Source organism: Cyclobacteriaceae bacterium (genome assembly GCA_013141055.1).
Classification (GTDB): Bacteria; Bacteroidota; Bacteroidia; order Cytophagales; family Cyclobacteriaceae; genus ELB16-189.
In genome coordinates, this window is record JABFRS010000001.1 from 406,963 (window position 1) to 422,485 (window position 15,523).

The 15,523-nt window shown below is 43.9% G+C and carries 14 protein-coding genes; 9 read left to right on the forward strand and 5 right to left on the reverse strand.

What is annotated here, in order from left to right; genetic code table 11:
- Nucleotide 1: 1 nt before the first annotated feature.
- Complete coding sequence (locus tag HOP08_01900; GenBank protein ID NOT73652.1) at nucleotides 2–844, reverse strand: hydroxymethylglutaryl-CoA lyase; 843 nt, start codon at nucleotides 842–844, stop codon at nucleotides 2–4.
- Between the two features lie 261 nt (nucleotides 845–1,105).
- Here HOP08_01900 and HOP08_01905 point away from each other — a divergent pair, with 261 nt between their 5' ends.
- From HOP08_01905 to HOP08_01930, 6 genes are all read left to right on the forward strand, one after another.
- On the forward strand, nucleotides 1,106–2,854 hold the full coding sequence (locus HOP08_01905; GenBank protein NOT73653.1) for a DUF1800 family protein: 1,749 nt from the start codon (nucleotides 1,106–1,108) through the stop codon (nucleotides 2,852–2,854).
- Nucleotides 2,855–2,877: 23 nt separating this feature from the next.
- A complete protein-coding gene (locus HOP08_01910) occupies nucleotides 2,878–4,596 on the forward strand; it encodes a DUF1501 domain-containing protein (protein NOT73654.1) in 1,719 nt (572 codons plus the stop codon).
- A gap of 1 nt (nucleotide 4,597) precedes the next feature.
- Nucleotides 4,598–5,482, forward strand: a complete 885-nt coding sequence (locus HOP08_01915; GenBank protein NOT73655.1) for a PorT family protein — start codon at nucleotides 4,598–4,600, stop codon at nucleotides 5,480–5,482.
- Nucleotides 5,483–5,486: 4 nt separating this feature from the next.
- The gene (locus HOP08_01920) at nucleotides 5,487–6,683 is read left to right on the forward strand and encodes a hypothetical protein (GenBank protein ID NOT73656.1); all 1,197 of its coding nucleotides are present in this window, start codon (nucleotides 5,487–5,489) and stop codon (nucleotides 6,681–6,683) included.
- Nucleotides 6,684–6,737: 54 nt separating this feature from the next.
- Nucleotides 6,738–7,760, forward strand: a complete 1,023-nt coding sequence (murB, locus tag HOP08_01925; GenBank protein NOT73657.1) for a UDP-N-acetylmuramate dehydrogenase — start codon at nucleotides 6,738–6,740, stop codon at nucleotides 7,758–7,760.
- A 510-nt stretch (nucleotides 7,761–8,270) separates the two neighbouring features.
- On the forward strand, nucleotides 8,271–8,594 hold the full coding sequence (locus HOP08_01930) for a hypothetical protein (GenBank protein ID NOT73658.1): 324 nt from the start codon (nucleotides 8,271–8,273) through the stop codon (nucleotides 8,592–8,594).
- On the opposite strand, the gene HOP08_01935 is transcribed toward HOP08_01930, so the two are convergent.
- The gene (locus tag HOP08_01935) at nucleotides 8,591–9,073 is read right to left on the reverse strand and encodes a dCMP deaminase family protein (GenBank protein NOT73659.1); all 483 of its coding nucleotides are present in this window, start codon (nucleotides 9,071–9,073) and stop codon (nucleotides 8,591–8,593) included. The two genes, HOP08_01930 and HOP08_01935, sit on opposite strands and share 4 nt — an antisense overlap.
- A 57-nt stretch (nucleotides 9,074–9,130) precedes the next feature.
- Between HOP08_01935 and HOP08_01940 the strand changes: the two genes are divergently transcribed.
- Nucleotides 9,131–9,667: a DUF2911 domain-containing protein gene (locus tag HOP08_01940; protein ID NOT73660.1), complete on the forward strand. Its 537-nt coding sequence runs from the start codon at nucleotides 9,131–9,133 to the stop codon at nucleotides 9,665–9,667.
- Entirely contained in the window at nucleotides 9,664–10,173 is a 510-nt protein-coding gene (locus HOP08_01945; protein NOT73661.1) for a hypothetical protein, read from the forward strand. The genes HOP08_01940 and HOP08_01945 overlap by 4 nt, the downstream gene beginning before the upstream one ends.
- Here HOP08_01945 and HOP08_01950 read toward each other — a convergent pair.
- The gene (locus HOP08_01950) at nucleotides 10,170–11,351 is read right to left on the reverse strand and encodes a sorbosone dehydrogenase family protein (protein NOT73662.1); all 1,182 of its coding nucleotides are present in this window, start codon (nucleotides 11,349–11,351) and stop codon (nucleotides 10,170–10,172) included. The two genes, HOP08_01945 and HOP08_01950, sit on opposite strands and share 4 nt — an antisense overlap.
- 111 nt (nucleotides 11,352–11,462) lie before the next feature.
- On the opposite strand from HOP08_01950, the gene HOP08_01955 reads away from it, so the two are divergent.
- Nucleotides 11,463–13,379 (forward strand): ABC-F family ATP-binding cassette domain-containing protein, encoded by a 1,917-nt coding sequence (locus HOP08_01955; protein ID NOT73663.1) that lies wholly within the window; start codon nucleotides 11,463–11,465, stop codon nucleotides 13,377–13,379.
- A 165-nt stretch (nucleotides 13,380–13,544) separates the two neighbouring features.
- On the opposite strand, the gene HOP08_01960 is transcribed toward HOP08_01955, so the two are convergent.
- Nucleotides 13,545–14,957, reverse strand: coding sequence for a PorT family protein (locus HOP08_01960; GenBank protein ID NOT73664.1), 1,413 nt, complete (start codon nucleotides 14,955–14,957; stop codon nucleotides 13,545–13,547).
- Complete coding sequence (locus HOP08_01965) at nucleotides 14,929–15,489, reverse strand: sigma-70 family RNA polymerase sigma factor (GenBank protein ID NOT73665.1); 561 nt, start codon at nucleotides 15,487–15,489, stop codon at nucleotides 14,929–14,931. The genes HOP08_01960 and HOP08_01965 overlap by 29 nt, the downstream gene beginning before the upstream one ends.
- Between the last annotated feature and the right edge of the window lie 34 nt (nucleotides 15,490–15,523).

Consider the following 15,523-nt stretch of genomic DNA (forward strand, 5'->3'; position numbering starts at 1 on the left):
ATCAGAATATCCCGGCAGCGATCTGCATTGATTTGACAAACTCATTCTGATCCAGTCCTGTTGGAATGTTCTTTGAATCCAGATAGGAAAGTATCGTCTCCGTAGCGAGGTTCCCTACCAACTCATCCTCTGCCATGGGACAACCACCGAAGCCATTGATCGCTCCATCAAAACGCTTGCACCCCGCATCCACTGCCGCCTGGATCTTTTCAATCGCTGTCGCCGGATTGGAGTGAAGATGTACTCCGAATTCAATAAAAGGAAACTCTGTAGTCAGATTGGTCACCAGGTATTTGATCTGATCCGGTTTGGAAACACCAATGGTATCTGCCAGTGAAACAATTTCTATTTCAAGTGTTGAAAGGATGTCCACAAACTTTCCTACCACTGAAATATCATAAGGGTCATTATATGGATTGCCAAACCCCATGCTGATGTAAGTCACCAGCACCTTTCCGGTCTTGACACAAACCTCCTGGATATCGTTCAGCGTTTCAAGTGCTTCCGCTATGGACTTATTAGTATTGCGCTTCTGGAAAGTCTCGGATATGGACAGCGGAAATCCCAAATATGTAATATTGGAATGACGACTCGCTTCTTCCGCTCCTCTCACATTGGCAACAATGGCAAGAAGTTTTGACTTGCTGCTTCCGAATTCTATTTTCTCAAAAACCTCTGCACTGTCCTTCATCTGCGGAATGGCTTTCGGCGATACAAAGCTTCCTGCATCGATGGTGTCGAATCCTACCTTCATCAACTGATTGAGATAGCGTACTTTCTCTGAGGTAGGAATGAATTTCTCCATTCCCTGCATTGCATCTCTTGGACACTCAATGATTTTCATAATTAAAGCTACTAAGTATCCCAAATATAACTTCAATTCAGCATCCTGCTCTGGAGGTAAATGATAGTTATCTCATTAAAACAAAATTTATGTGTGAATATTTTCAGCAACGAATTCAAAAAAGAATCAAAGATTAATGTTCTGGTAAACTTATACTGTGGAGAAATTCATACAATAGATCGTTGTTAATGTCGATTCAACTGAAAATACACCTGCAGGCATCAACTTCTGGGATTAATTGCACCAAATAGACTTAAGATTATGCCGCTGCCCCCCTTTGCCGGAACCTTAGGACCCAAACGAGCTGCGCATTTACTACGCCGCGCTTCCTTCGGACCTAACAAGGATGAGATTGATTCTTTCGCAGGACTTACTGCTGCTCAGGCTGTATCGCAATTGTTTCAACTTCCGTTACCCACTCCGCTTCCACCCATCGATCCCGAAACCGGAACTGAATGGATGACCACCGGGGTGACAGGTGCCAACAGCGGCGACAGCGACCTACAGGAATTCTTTAAAGGATGGTATTTGGCTCAGATGCTTAGTCAGGGTGTAACTCCGGGCTTAACAATGCCTTATTCCGTAAGGGAAAAGATCGTCTTCTTTCTTCATACAGTCTTCACTACCATTCAAACCAAAGTTGACAACAGCAGATCTCTCTATTTTCAGAATCAGCTTTTCAGAATGTTCGCCTTTGACCGAACCGCCGGCGCGAGGTTCAATTTTAAAGAGCTCTCCAAAAAGATCTGTGTTGACAATGCCATGCTTCGACTTCTGGATGGAAACCTGAACGTCAAAGGAAGTCCAAACGAAAATTACGCGCGCGAATTCCATGAACTCTATACCATTGGTCGCGGACTGGAAGGAACGCTTCCTCCCATTACTGATCCAGGTGATTATTTTCTATACCGCGAAACGGATGTACAGGCTGCCGCGAAAGTTCTGGGTGGCTGGGACATTGATGCAACCTTTACAACCATCGACCCGGATACACTTTTGCCCCGCGGAAAAGTAAGAGGCTCCACCACCAATGCTTCCGGTCACGACAATACCATCAAACAATTCAGCGATCGTTTTGCCAATGCCGTTATTCAACCCAATCCAACACTGCTGAACGGAGGCAATGCAACAGAAGCCAGCGCATTGGACGAGATCAGTCAGCTGGTAGAACAGATCTATGCAAAGCCTGAAACTGCGTTGAACATTTGCCGGAGGGTCTATCGCCATTATGTTTATCATGACATAACTCCTGCCCTGGACACGGCAATCATTTCAGTGATGGCTGATACTTTCCGCACCAGCGGATTTAAAATTCAATCCGTACTGGAAGATCTGTTTCAAAGTCAGCACTTCTATGACGCTGCTGCCGGGGTCAACGATGATAATTTCGGCGGCATCATCAAATCACCCCTTGATCTCATGATCGGAACCATGAGGTTCTTTGAGAAGAGTGTTCCTGATCCGCAGACTTCCGCCAGTCAACTGTATGAAAAGACCAGCAGCATGGTCAATGATCTTACGTCTATGGGCATGCACTTCTACGAACCCTTCGATGTAGCAGGTTATGATGCCTATCACCAGTATCCGATCTATCATCGAAGCTGGATCTCTACCAACTATCTCACCAACCGATATGATTTTATCAGGCAACTGGTATCTGAAAATCCGATGATGGCACAGAAGATAGATGTAGTCAATTTTGTAAGGATCAAAATCTCCAATGCTACTGCCTCCAATGCCAAAGACCTGATCATTGAACTGGCAAAGTACCTGCTTCCTGTCAATGAAAATCTGACGTATAATCCTGCACTTGATGATTCATCAGGTCTTACTGCAGAACGAATGAACTATTTCCTTACTGCTTTTCTGAAGTCACCACAAATTGACGCTGATCCTGAAGGAGCATGGACGTTCCGATGGAATAATCCTGTTGATCCCGAAGTAGTGACACGTCAATTGGAAAGTCTTTTCAATGCCATGATGCAGTCACCTGAATATCAGTTGTTCTGAAAGCCCGATAAAAGAGATAAAGAATGAAAAGAAGAAGCTTCCTCCAGAAATTATCGATGGCTGCCATACCGTTAACGTTGGGTGGAATTCCCATACGAACGCTGGCGGAAAACGCATTCACACGGATGGCACAACAGAGTACCAATGACCGCGTACTCGTCATTCTGCAGATGCATGGTGGTAATGATGGTATGAATGCTATTATCCCCGTGGATAAGTATGAGCAGTATTACAGCGTTCGGCCAAACATTGCCATCCCTTCAAAGAACAGCGTGCGCAAAATGATTCAACTCGACAGCACATTAAAGTCCGATGCGCAGGTTGGATTGCATCCTGACATGTTATCGATGAAAGCCATGTATGATCAGGCACGCATGTGTATTGTTCAGGGTGTTTCCTATAAAAATAACAACGGCTCCCACTTTCGTGGACGTGATATCTCCTTCATGGGTGGAAGCTTCGATGATTACTTTTCATCTGGATGGGTAGGCCGGTATCTTCAGCAGGAGTTTGCACCGAAAGTGTACCCTGCAGATTTTCCAAATCCGGATATGCTGGATCCATTAGCCATCGAAATGGGCAGTGATGTGTCTCTTATCTTTCATCAGCAGGGAAATATTCCAACTTCCATATCACTGAATGATCCCGAATCATTTGCTCGATTGGTAGATTCACTGGAAGGCTTCCAGGATCAGGGCATTGATCCACGCGGAAAGCCTCCCGTAGCACTGGATAATTCACCTTACGGAAAAGAACTTAACTGGATCCTGGGTCTTGAGCAGAAATCAGAAAATTATGCAGATCGTCTCGCTGCTGTTTATGAACGCTCCTCTCCTTCATCGGTCGTGTATCCGGAAACGTATCCTTATCATGCACCAAAAGGAAGCTATCACAACGGACTGACTCCTCAGTTAAAGCTTGTGGCCAGACTACTCGACGGCGGTGGCGCTGGTCAGGGAGTAAAGACAAAAGTATTCCTGGTAAAAATCGGTGGCTTTGATACACATGCCGAGCAGGTTGAGTCATATGATCCTACCATGGGGCAACATGCAGCATTGATGTATCACATTACTTCCGCCATGAAAGCTTTTCAGGAAGACCTGCGTGCCAGAGGATTGGAAGATCGCGTGCTTACAGTAACTACTTCAGAGTTTGGAAGAAGAATTCATTCCAACGGAAGCTATGGAACAGATCATGGTACCGGTGGTCCGATGTTTATATTCGGAAAGGGTGTGCAGCCGGGTGTTATCGGAAAGGTGCCGGATATGACCAAGGATAATGTAGAGATGCAGTACGATTACCGTCAGGTATATGCTAATCTGCTTAGAGACTGGATGCTCGTAGAAGAATCAAAGATCAACAACGATATCTTCTTCAAGGATTTCCTGAATGGACCAAGAGAAGAAGGTGGTGGAAACTATGAACCGCTTCCGCTTGCCACACAGGTTATCAACGGAGTTTCAGAATCGTTTATCAGCGATCGCTTTGCACTCATGGATTGTTATCCGAATCCGGCAAAAAATTCTGCATCCTTTGGATTCAGGATCAACTCAACACGCCAGGTGTCGCTGTCAATACTTGATAACACCGGAAGAGTTGTAAAAAATCTGATGGATGAGGGACGTGATGCCGGAGAACATTGGATCACCTCCGACCTGTCCGACCTTAAACCCGGATTATACATTTATCACATCAAGTCCGGACTTTTAAAAGAATCGAAGAAACTCGTAATCACTCCCTGATATGATCAGAACCTCTACGTTGTTGATAGCATTGTTAATTTCCGCTGAGCTTCTTGCCCAGGGCCAGCGGAAACAGAAATTCAAGAATCAGGACACCAAGAACAGAAGACAGGATGAATTCCTCCAGAAGCAATGGTGGATTGGTCTTAAGGGCGGACTGAATCTTACGGAAGCAGTACCGGGTCAGCGATACAGTGTTTTATCCGGAACAACGAACTATCCTGTCGGGCAGCTTGATAAAGTTTATGAAGGCTTTGGCAAGGCCGGCAGTCAGGCTTCAGTGGAAATTACTTTCTACATGAAAGGATTCTCTTTCAGCTTTCAGCCAACCTATCGTCATTCAAGCTTTACCTATTCCAACCAGTTTGAATGGGAAGACACCAGCAATCCAAACTATCATCTCATCTTGAACTACAAGCAGGAGAACAAAGTTGATTACCTCGATCTGCCGTTGATCGTTAAATACGATCTCACGAAGACCAAACTCAGGCCGTATGTTCAAGCAGGTGTATTCTATTCATCGATAATCAACGCTACGAAATCAGTTACCGTAGAAGGAACTGATGTTGCATCCGGTGGCACAAACACATTCTCCAACGAACCGCTCATTGTCGGAGCTACGGATCTCTACTACAAAGGCTACTGGGGACTTATTGGAGGCGCAGGAGCAGATTACAACCTCGGTAATGTGAGGTTAGTGCTGGATGTTACTTACCGTATGGGAATGAGCAATGTGACCAACACTACCAACCGGTTCAGCAACGACCGCCTCAATGGTATTGGTGATGCCATGGATGATATGAAGCTCAACAACATCGTTATTTCCGTTGGCTGTCTTTTCCCGATGCGCTTTTTAGGTACCGGTTTCAAAACATTAGATCGATAATAGCATGAAGAAAATATTCACTCTCCTTTTTATTGCCTTCGCTGTATTCTCATGCTCAAATGATTCTGATCCTGCTATCGATAAATCAGAATTCGTCAGGATCTATGACAACACAAGATTCAATTCATCCTACTTCCCTATCGACGTTCGCCAGACCAGTGACGGCGGCTATCTCATCCTAGGAGGAAGAAGACTCAGTGACGTAGATCCAGGTGATGATCTGCCTGGCGTTTATCTTATGAAGGTAGACGAATGGGGGAAATTCATTTCAGACACTGAGTTGGATAAATCCATGATCGGGCCGATCGGGCCACTGCTTGAACAGAATGGCTTGTTCCATTTCTTCTGCATGAAGAACTTTCAAACACAACTGATGGTCGTGGATCATTCCGGTACCATCACGAATACTCTTAATATCGGAGGCACGTATCCTTGTGCTTCCGCGATGGACAATGGCAATTTTCTGCTGCTGGGTTATGACGTCGCTAATAAGAAAAGCCTGGTTTCCATCATTACACCCAACGGGAATATTCAAAAGTCAAGAGGCTTCGTTATTGAAGCACGCGATGAGGTCGAGAAGTCGATCAAGAATCATTTCCTGAGAACTGGCAAGCAGCTTCCCTACCAGGTGGGCAAGTCGGGTGATGGAAAGTACTTCTATAACGGATTTTATAACTATACCCTCAGCCTCGTGTTCACCGACTTGAACAGTGATACACCGATGGGTACAGCAAACGGCTATCTGGACAATGGTGGGTTTAGTCAGTTGCTGCCACTGGAAGGAAATACTTTCGCGGCCGCCCGTTTTAACTTCGGTGATAACTACATTCTTCCCAATGTCACCATCAATACTTCAGGGTTGAGCGGAATTGACAAGCTGGGTGGGAATAGTTTCCCGGAACTTGTTGGGGATGCTCCCGTAAGGATCATTAAAACAACCATATCCGGCAAGGAAGTGCTTGTGTATGCAAGCAACACGCGAAGCAGGCAGATCGCTTTGTATTTCTATGATAAGACCACCGGAGCTTTTGCCGGTAGTCATTATCTGGGGTTCTCAAATCCTTTTGAAGTAACCAACATCGTTGCAACAGCAGACGCAGGATTGGCAGTATGTGGCACTACCTATGTAGCAGGTCGCTTCCCGCGTATTTGTCTGTTCAAACTTTCAAAGGAGACCTTGAGTGGCTCCATAAAGAAGTGAGCCAATCCATCCGATTTTCTAATTGAAGTATTTTTTTATTCCTTAGATACTGAAATGATCAGCATCAGGGATAATATATCTTTAAAACATCTCAATACATTCGGTATTGAAGCAAGAGCAAAGAAATTTGTGGAAGTAACCACAAGAGAGCAGCTCCAGGAAGTCATTGCACATCCTGTTTACAAAGAACAACGCCATCTGATTCTTGGTGGAGGCAGCAATATTCTGTTTACAAAGGACTTTGACGGACTTGTCATTAAGTCTTCCATTACGGGAATTAAAGCAGAAGAGCAGGATGATGACCACGTATTGGTCCATGCTGCATCCGGTGAGAACTGGCATAGTCTTGTGATGCATTGCATCAAGCATAACTATGGAGGAATTGAAAACCTTTCATTGATACCGGGCACAGTGGGTGCATCACCCATTCAAAACATTGGCGCATATGGTGTGGAAATAAAAGATGTGATCGAAAGTGTTGAAGCAATAGACTTACTAACCGGTCAACCGAAGGTCTTCAGCAACTCTGATTGTCGCTTCAACTACCGTGAAAGTGTCTTCAAACAGGAGTTGAAGGAAAAATATTTTATTTCAAGTATTACTTTAAGGTTGAGCAGAAAAAACCATCAACTCAACATTCAGTACGGAGCAATCAAAGATGTGCTGCAACAACAACATATTGATCAACCAACGATAGAGGATGTAAGCAATGCGGTGATTGAAATCAGAAGAAGCAAGTTGCCAGATCCATTGATCATTGGTAATGCAGGTAGCTTCTTCAAGAATCCAACCATTGATGTCAGTCAGTTTGAAACATTGAAGGCGCAGTATCCCTCAATACCCTCCTATCCTGCTGATAATCAAAAAGTTAAAATACCTGCTGGATGGTTGATAGAACAATGCGGATGGAAAGGAAAGAGATTTGGAAACATGGGCGTTCATCCGCAACAAGCATTGGTGTTGGTGAACTATGATGATGCAAAAGGCGAAGAAATTTTTCAACTCGCGATGAAAATTCAATCATCAGTGAAAGAAAAATTCGATATCACGATTCATACTGAAGTGAATATCATTTGAGTGATAAACATATCTCATCATCGATGATAAATCAATGTCATTGACTCTAACAAAACTTTTCATACTTTAAAAAAAAGTGCGAAAACCTTTTGATCATAACTATTTTATTATACCTTCGAAATACGTTTAATGATTAATTAACTTAAAAATTAAAACGCTATGGCAAAAAAAGCTAAGAAGGCTGCTAAGAAGAAAAAGAAAGCAGCTAAGAAAAAGAAGTAATTAGGGTAACACCTAACTTCTAAAGAGGGAGCAATCAAGGATTGACTCCCTCTTTGCTTTTACAATCAATAGTTGTTCAATACCCGCTGTTCGTTGCTTGCAAGATTGAATCAATGATGATTATCTGCATCTGCTTTATCAACCAGCTCCCTCTAACCGAATAACAGAAAACAGCCATAAAAGCCCGATTCATCAAAATCTCGCCAACGGTTGCGTAAAATATTGTATCAAAGTCCTTGGTTACGGAGTGAACATATCTCTAAGTTTGCATCTTCAAACCTTACAATTATGGCCAAAGCACCTTCAAAAGCTCCTGCAGCGACTGCTAAAAAGACACCAGCACCTAAAAAAGCCGGCTCTCCTATTGAATTGATCGTAAAAGCATGCGAAGTATCACTTACCAAGCTGAACGAATTAAACATCGAGCACGAACTTCAATCAGAGATAAACTGGTGCCTTGGAAGCTTCCAGAATGATCAGAATCCTATCGGACTCTATCAAATGGTTGAACGTTCATTGATCATCTTCAAAGCTGAGCTATCGAAAAAGACAAAGGGAGTAACTGCAAAACTGGTTGCTGATCTTGAGAAAGCTCTGAAAGCTGATGCTTAATTCATGTGAGTGACGTTGGTCAACGTCCCTCTGTATTGAATACATTCTACTCCAAACTTATTAAGGAAGTCTACGCCCTCATCGGTGGGTAGTCCTTTATGCTCAGCATACGAATTCAGATAGATCACCTTCTTGATTCCGGTGCTGTAAATGATGCGCGCGCAGGCAAGGCATGGCGATAGTGTTACATATAAAGTAGTACCCTCAACAGAAGTACTGTTCTTCACCGCATATAAAATGGCATTCTGCTCGGCGTGAATAGCGAGCGAACAGCCGCCCTTTGAATCACGGGGACAACCAGCCTGGGGCCACTCCTCATCACAATTGTGTGTGCCTGACGGTGGGCCATTATACCCGATAGAAATGATGCGCGTATCCTTCGTCAGCACCGCCCCTACATGCCGCTTGATGCAGTGTGATCTCTTGGCCAGATTCACTGCCAGCTCCATATAAATATCATCAAAGGCGGGTCGCATCATCCTGCAAAGTAAAGAATGGAAACAAAATTCTTAATTTTGTTTTTTGAAACTTCCACAATGAAGCAATTTTTCACCTTTTTACTCTTTCTCTTAACGGTTTCCTCCTTTGCCCAGGAAGCACTGAAGCTTCGCCCAAGCCCTTTGGCAGTCGTCTCTACTCACTATAAAGACACATACCTGAAGATCACTTACAGCCAGCCGCAGAAACATAACAGAGAGATATTCGGAAAGCTGGTTCCCTTCAATGAGGTCTGGAGAACCGGTGCCAATGAAGCTACTGAAATCACTCTTACCCGTGATCTTAAAATCAATGGACTCGATCTTAAGGCGGGTACCTATTCTGTATTCTCCATTCCAAAGGAAAATTCATGGACCATTATCCTGAATTCGGATCTCGGATTATGGGGATCCTATAATTATACAACCAAGTCTGACGTTATAAGATTCGATGTGCCAACACAACCTATTACCGATATCGTTTATGATGCCTTTACCATTACTATCAATCAGAGAAATGATAAAGCTGAATTAATTATGAGCTGGGATAAAACGAAAGTTGTTATCCCTGTGCAATTCCTCGAACCCAAAATATGAAACTCTCCTACCTCCTACTTTTCTTACTTTCTATTACCTCAGCATTTGGTCAGGATCTGGCTGAACTTGCCCGTCGCAAGGGCTTTAAAGATCTCAAGTTGGGATCACACCTGGATAGCGTCAAGGTAACTTCATTTAAGAAAGACTTAAAGGAAAAGAATGAGTTCCCTGTAAAGCTCTACTCCGTTTCAAACAACGAGTATAAGTCCATCGGAGAAGTGAAGGTTAAGAAGGTTGAGATCAAAACCTATAAAGATTTCGTCTACGAGATCGATGTGATCACAGCAAAAGATTCCAGACTCATGAAAGGACTTGAAAAATCTTTTGGCAAGCCTGTCTACATTATTCCGACAGATACCTACAACTGGAAAACGGACAGCTTAAGCCTGACCTTTAAAGATCATTCCAAAAGCGAACTTCGCCTTACCTACCGCTATTATCCTGTTCTCAAGATGATGTTGGTAGATAAGGGCAAAAAGATCGACGATATCGCTAACGATTTTTAAGACTTGTAGGAAATGCGGTAGATCACACCTGCCTGATCATCACTCACCAGCATTGATCCATCCGGTAAAAGCAATACATCCACAGGACGTCCCCAGGCTTTCTGAGTTGCTTCATCCATCCAACCGCTTGCAAACGTCTCATAGCTGGTTCCGGCTCCCTTGTCAACTTTAACAAGGCTTACCTTATAACCACTTTTCTTGTCGCGGTTCCATGATCCATGCTCAGCAATGAAAAGCTGATTCTTATACTGTGAAGGAAACATAGATCCAGTATAGAACTTCAACCCAAGCGGCGCTACGTGTGCTCCCAGGTTCTGTGCGGGCACGGTAAAGTCACTGCAAGGGCGCTTGTTACCGAATTCAGGATCCTTGATCGTTCCACCATGGCAATATGGATATCCAAAATGCATTCCGGCCTTTGGTGCTGTATTCAATTCACATGGAGGCATATCATTTCCTAACATATCACGGCCGTTGTCAGTGAACCAGATATCTTTTGTTTCCGGGTGCCAGGTAAATCCAACTGTATTACGAACGCCGCTTGCAAAAACTTCAAGACCTGTACCATCTGCATTCATTCTTGTAATGCTCGCATAGATCGGTTCTTTTGATTCGCAGATATTACAAGGTGCGCCTACTGGCACATACAACTTTCCATCAGGACCAAAGGCAATGTATTTCCATCCATGGTGAGTCTCCGTTGGGAACTTGTCATAAACATTAACGGCTGCAGGAGGATTGGCAAGCTTGGATTCGATGCCCGGGAACTTTGAGATCTTGCTTACCTCAGCAACGTACAGATCACCATCTTTGAAAGCCACACCATTCGGCATGTTTAAGCCTGATGCAATCACCCATTTCTTATCAGCCTTGAAATCTCCATCGGTATCTTTAACCGCATACACTTTGTCTTCACTCCTGTTTCCGATGAACAAGGTTCCGGAAGGGCTCATCACCATAGAACGGGCATTCTCAACCTCAGCATATATTTCAATCTTAAAACCTTCCGGCAGCTTGAGGGTATTTAAAGGGAGTGCAGCGCTGGCATCCGTAATGGCAGGAGATCCACCCTGATCTGTTGTCACAGGTGTATCCGTTCCTTCTGTATTTTCTTTTGGCGTGCTGTTGCAGCACAAAGCCAGCAAAGCAATCAATGGTATAATCCGGGTTGTTTTCATCATCATAGATTTCATTTACAAAGCTAGGGCAAGAACCTCAAGCAATGATGCCTCCCATCGGTTTTTTTGCCCACTTAAATAGTATCTTTGTGGCATTTTTCAAGGAAATTCATGATCTCTATTTCAAATATCTCTTACTACATCGGTGGCAGACCACTTTATCTCAATGCTTCGATGTTTATCAAGCCCAACGATAAAATCGGACTGATCGGTCTTAATGGCCGTGGAAAGTCCACCTTGCTCAAGCTCATCGTGGGCGAAATGAAGCTGGATGAAGGAAGCATCAGCAAAGCCAAAGAGTGCACCATCGGATTCCTGAACCAGGATCTGCTTTCATTCCAGAGTGACGACGCCATCCTCACCGTGGCGATGGCGGCATTTAAAGACGCTGTGGACACGCAACGTCAGATAGAAAAGATCTTACACAAGCTCGAAACCGAATACTCAGAAGATCTCGTCGATAAGCTCACCAAGCTCCAGGAAAAGTTTGAACAACTCGATGGATACACCATGCAGTCGAAAGCGGAAGAGGTGCTGGAAGGAATCGGATTTAATACCGCCGACTTGCATCGCCCTTTACGGGAATTCTCCGGAGGGTGGCGCATGCGTGTGATGCTCGCTCAGCTCCTTCTTGAAAAGCCTTCCCTCCTCATGCTCGATGAGCCTACCAATCACCTGGATCTTCCTTCGATTGAGTGGGTGGAGAACTATCTCAGAAATTATGATGGAGCCGTGATCGTCGTTTCTCACGATCGTCAGTTCATTGATAATGTTGTAACGAAGACTGTCGATGTTACGCAGCAGCAATTAGTTACCTATGAAGGGAACTACAGCTTCTATCTCAAAGAGAAAGAACTGAGGGAAACCATCCAGCAGGGAGCTTTCGAAAATCAACAGGCAAAGATCCGTCAGACGGAACGATTCATAGAACGGTTTAAAGCAAAGGCCAGCAAAGCAAAGCAGGTTCAGTCCCGTGTGAAGGCACTGGACAGAATGGATCTTGTTGAAGAAGTCGTGGATGATAGTGCAGCAGTCAATTTCAAATTCAAATTCAAGCAGCCTTCCGGCAGGAATGTGGTGACGCTTGAAAATGTATCGAAGGCTTATGGTCCTGTTCAGATATTAAAGAACACCAATGCCATCATTGAACGAGGCGATAAAATTGCATTGATCGGTGCCAACGGAAAAGGTAAATCTACTTTACTCAGGATTGTATCCGGCTCAGAGCCTGTGGAAGGTGAACGCACACTGGGCTTCAATGTCATTCAGGGATTTTACGCACAGCATCAGCTTGAAGCATTGCACGTAGAGAATGAGATCCTGGAAGAACTCAAGCAGGCTGGCAGCGGTAAGACAGAACAAGAGCTGAGAGGAATACTGGGTTGCTTCCTCTTTTCAGATGATGATCAGTTCAAAAAGATCAAAGTGCTTTCAGGAGGAGAAAAATCCAGGGTAGCGTTGGCAAAGACGTTGATCTCGGAAGCGAATTTCCTTTTACTCGATGAGCCTACCAATCACCTGGACTTCATTTCAGAAAACATCCTCATACAGGCATTGAATCAATATGCAGGAACCTTCGTGGTAGTTTCTCACAATCGTTATTTCATCAGTCAGATCGCCAATAAGATCTGGTATATCGACAATCATCAGATCAAGGAGTATCCAGGCACGTACGATGAGTATGAGTACTGGCGCAAAACCAATGAGGCCAATGCGTCGTCTTCTGTAAAAGCCGAACCTTCCAAGCCTAAACCAGCGATGAAGAAGAATGAGAACACTCCTGTTCAGGATCAGGCACTCAAAAAACTATCAAAGGAGTTGAAGGCTGCTGAAGAGAAGATAGAGAAGCTTCAAAAGGAAAAGATCGATGTAGAGCTTGAGCTGACAAAGCCGGAAGTGTACTCAAAATTTGAAAATCTGAACAAGCACCAGATACAGTTGAAAAAGATCACTGATCAGATTGATGACTTAAATAATCAATGGGAGAAGCTTGTCCTCGAAATGGAAGAGCTCGAATCTAAATCCTGATCACTTCAAGTATTGAGCTTACGAGCAGTAAAGCGGAGATGAATAAAATAGCGTCCAGGTAACGTGCGATGCGCTTTTTCACAGCTGAATTTAAAGCCTGCATAACATTTCAATTTGGACATTGATCTTCTTGCGGAAGAATTTGTAACCGCCTTTAGTCAATAGTTACTTGAAAATGTAACGGAACCTCAATCCAATATCCCAGACCAAAGGATTTGGGCCGGAATCATTTTTATTTGGATTGGTTATAGAATACCGAACACCAGGAACCAAAGCAAAACGATAGTGTTCGTTTAATTTTAAGCTCAATTCAGTGTTCAGCAAACCCGACCATGAAACCGGACGATAAGAGGATCCTTCCGAATTATCTTTATACTGCCCACTCTTATCAGAAAGTGTGGTGTGTATAAACAGATCGGAGGATGCACCGGTGTTCACCATCCAGCCGAACTTCCGGTCAACAATAACATAACCAATCTGAACTGGTATCGAAATAAACTCTGTTGATCTGTGAATCGTATAGGGTGACGCAAAAGAGTAAAGACTGTTATCAGCAGCGGTGTATTCCGCACTTAATGCTTCCGTTCCTGTAAACTGAATAATATTCGACTCCATATCAGATTCCTGTTTCCGATACGTCAGTCCTGTCTGAATGATCCATCGCTTCGCCAGCTGTTTTCCAAAGAGCACCCCAACAGAATAAGAAACTCCCGAAGAAGGCTTATCCACTGCTTTCTGATTCGGTGGAGCAGGCGATAGACCCTGCGCCATAACATTGTCCAGAACACCAAAGGATGAAGGATACTGAAGATTAGAAGAAGAGAAACTGCCACCTCCAAAGCTAAGTGCCGCCCACGTTGCCTTCACTGATTTCTTCTCTTCAGGCTGATCTTCTTCAATGTCGCCTTTCAGTTTTTTAATAAGTTCCTTTTCTTCTTCCGGTGTCAGAACCTTTGTCTGCTCTGCTATCAAAGCTCCTTTTAGATTTGATGAATCCGCCAATGATCTGACTTCCTCTTTATCCGCAGAAGCAAAATCTTTTACAGCTTGTTCATCTTTTGAATTCTCAGCTACAGGAAAAACACCTCCCCTTCTTGCAGAAACTCTTTTTGATTTTTTAGAATTGCCGTTGCTCTTATTTCTGCTTTCATCCTTTAAGACATTGCTGGAATTCTCTGAGCCAGGATCATTATCATTCTCTGATGAAGCAATTGCGTTATCCGATACTGATGATTTCGGATTTGAAGTCAGTGACTCTGAATTCAGCGACTTTGAATTAATTGACTTTGAATTTAGTGATTGCGAATCCGGTGTTTCTACTGCCGGCACCTTGGTTTGTAATTCAGAAGCATCTTCCCATTTCCAGTAAGCAATGAATGCTGACGATGCCGCGACGATCAGCAATGAAGCAGCAAGTCTTTGATAGAAGATCACTCTCTTCTTATTGCCTGCATTCTCTGCCTGCGTCAGGGTCTGATCAATGGAAAGCCACACCTCTTCAGAAGGAGCCGCTGCTTCGGCGCCCTGGAAGGCCTGCTGCCATTGCTCCTCAAAGGGTTGTCTTTCCGAGTTTTTCATAATTGGTTTGATACTCTGATAAACGTGTTCTTAATAACATCTTTGCGCGGTTGTATTGCGACTTGGAAGTTCCTTCACTGATATCCAGCATGGAGGCAATTTCTTTGTGAGGATATCCTTCAATGGCAAAAAGATTGAAGACTACCCTGCAACCATCAGGCAGCGACTTTACAATCGTCAGTAATTCCTCCACATGAAAATCATTGAGACTTACATCTTCTGATTGGGAGATATCCGTCTCATATACATCCACCATTGGAAAGAGGTACAGTTTTTGTCTTTGATGATTAAGCGCCGAATTGATGAAGATCCTGGTCATCCAGGTCTCCAGTTTGGAGTCACCTTTGAATGAACTGATATGCGTGAACAACTTTACGAAGCCTTCCTGAAGGATATCCTCCGCATCTTCCGTGTTGCGCGTATAACGTTGGCAGATCATCATCATTTTCCGGGAATAGCGCGCATACAAAGCCTGTTGACAGGCCTTGTCATTCTTAACGCAGCCCTTAATGAGTGCTTCATCGCTTATCATTCCGACGATATACCGGTTAGACACAGCTCTTCAT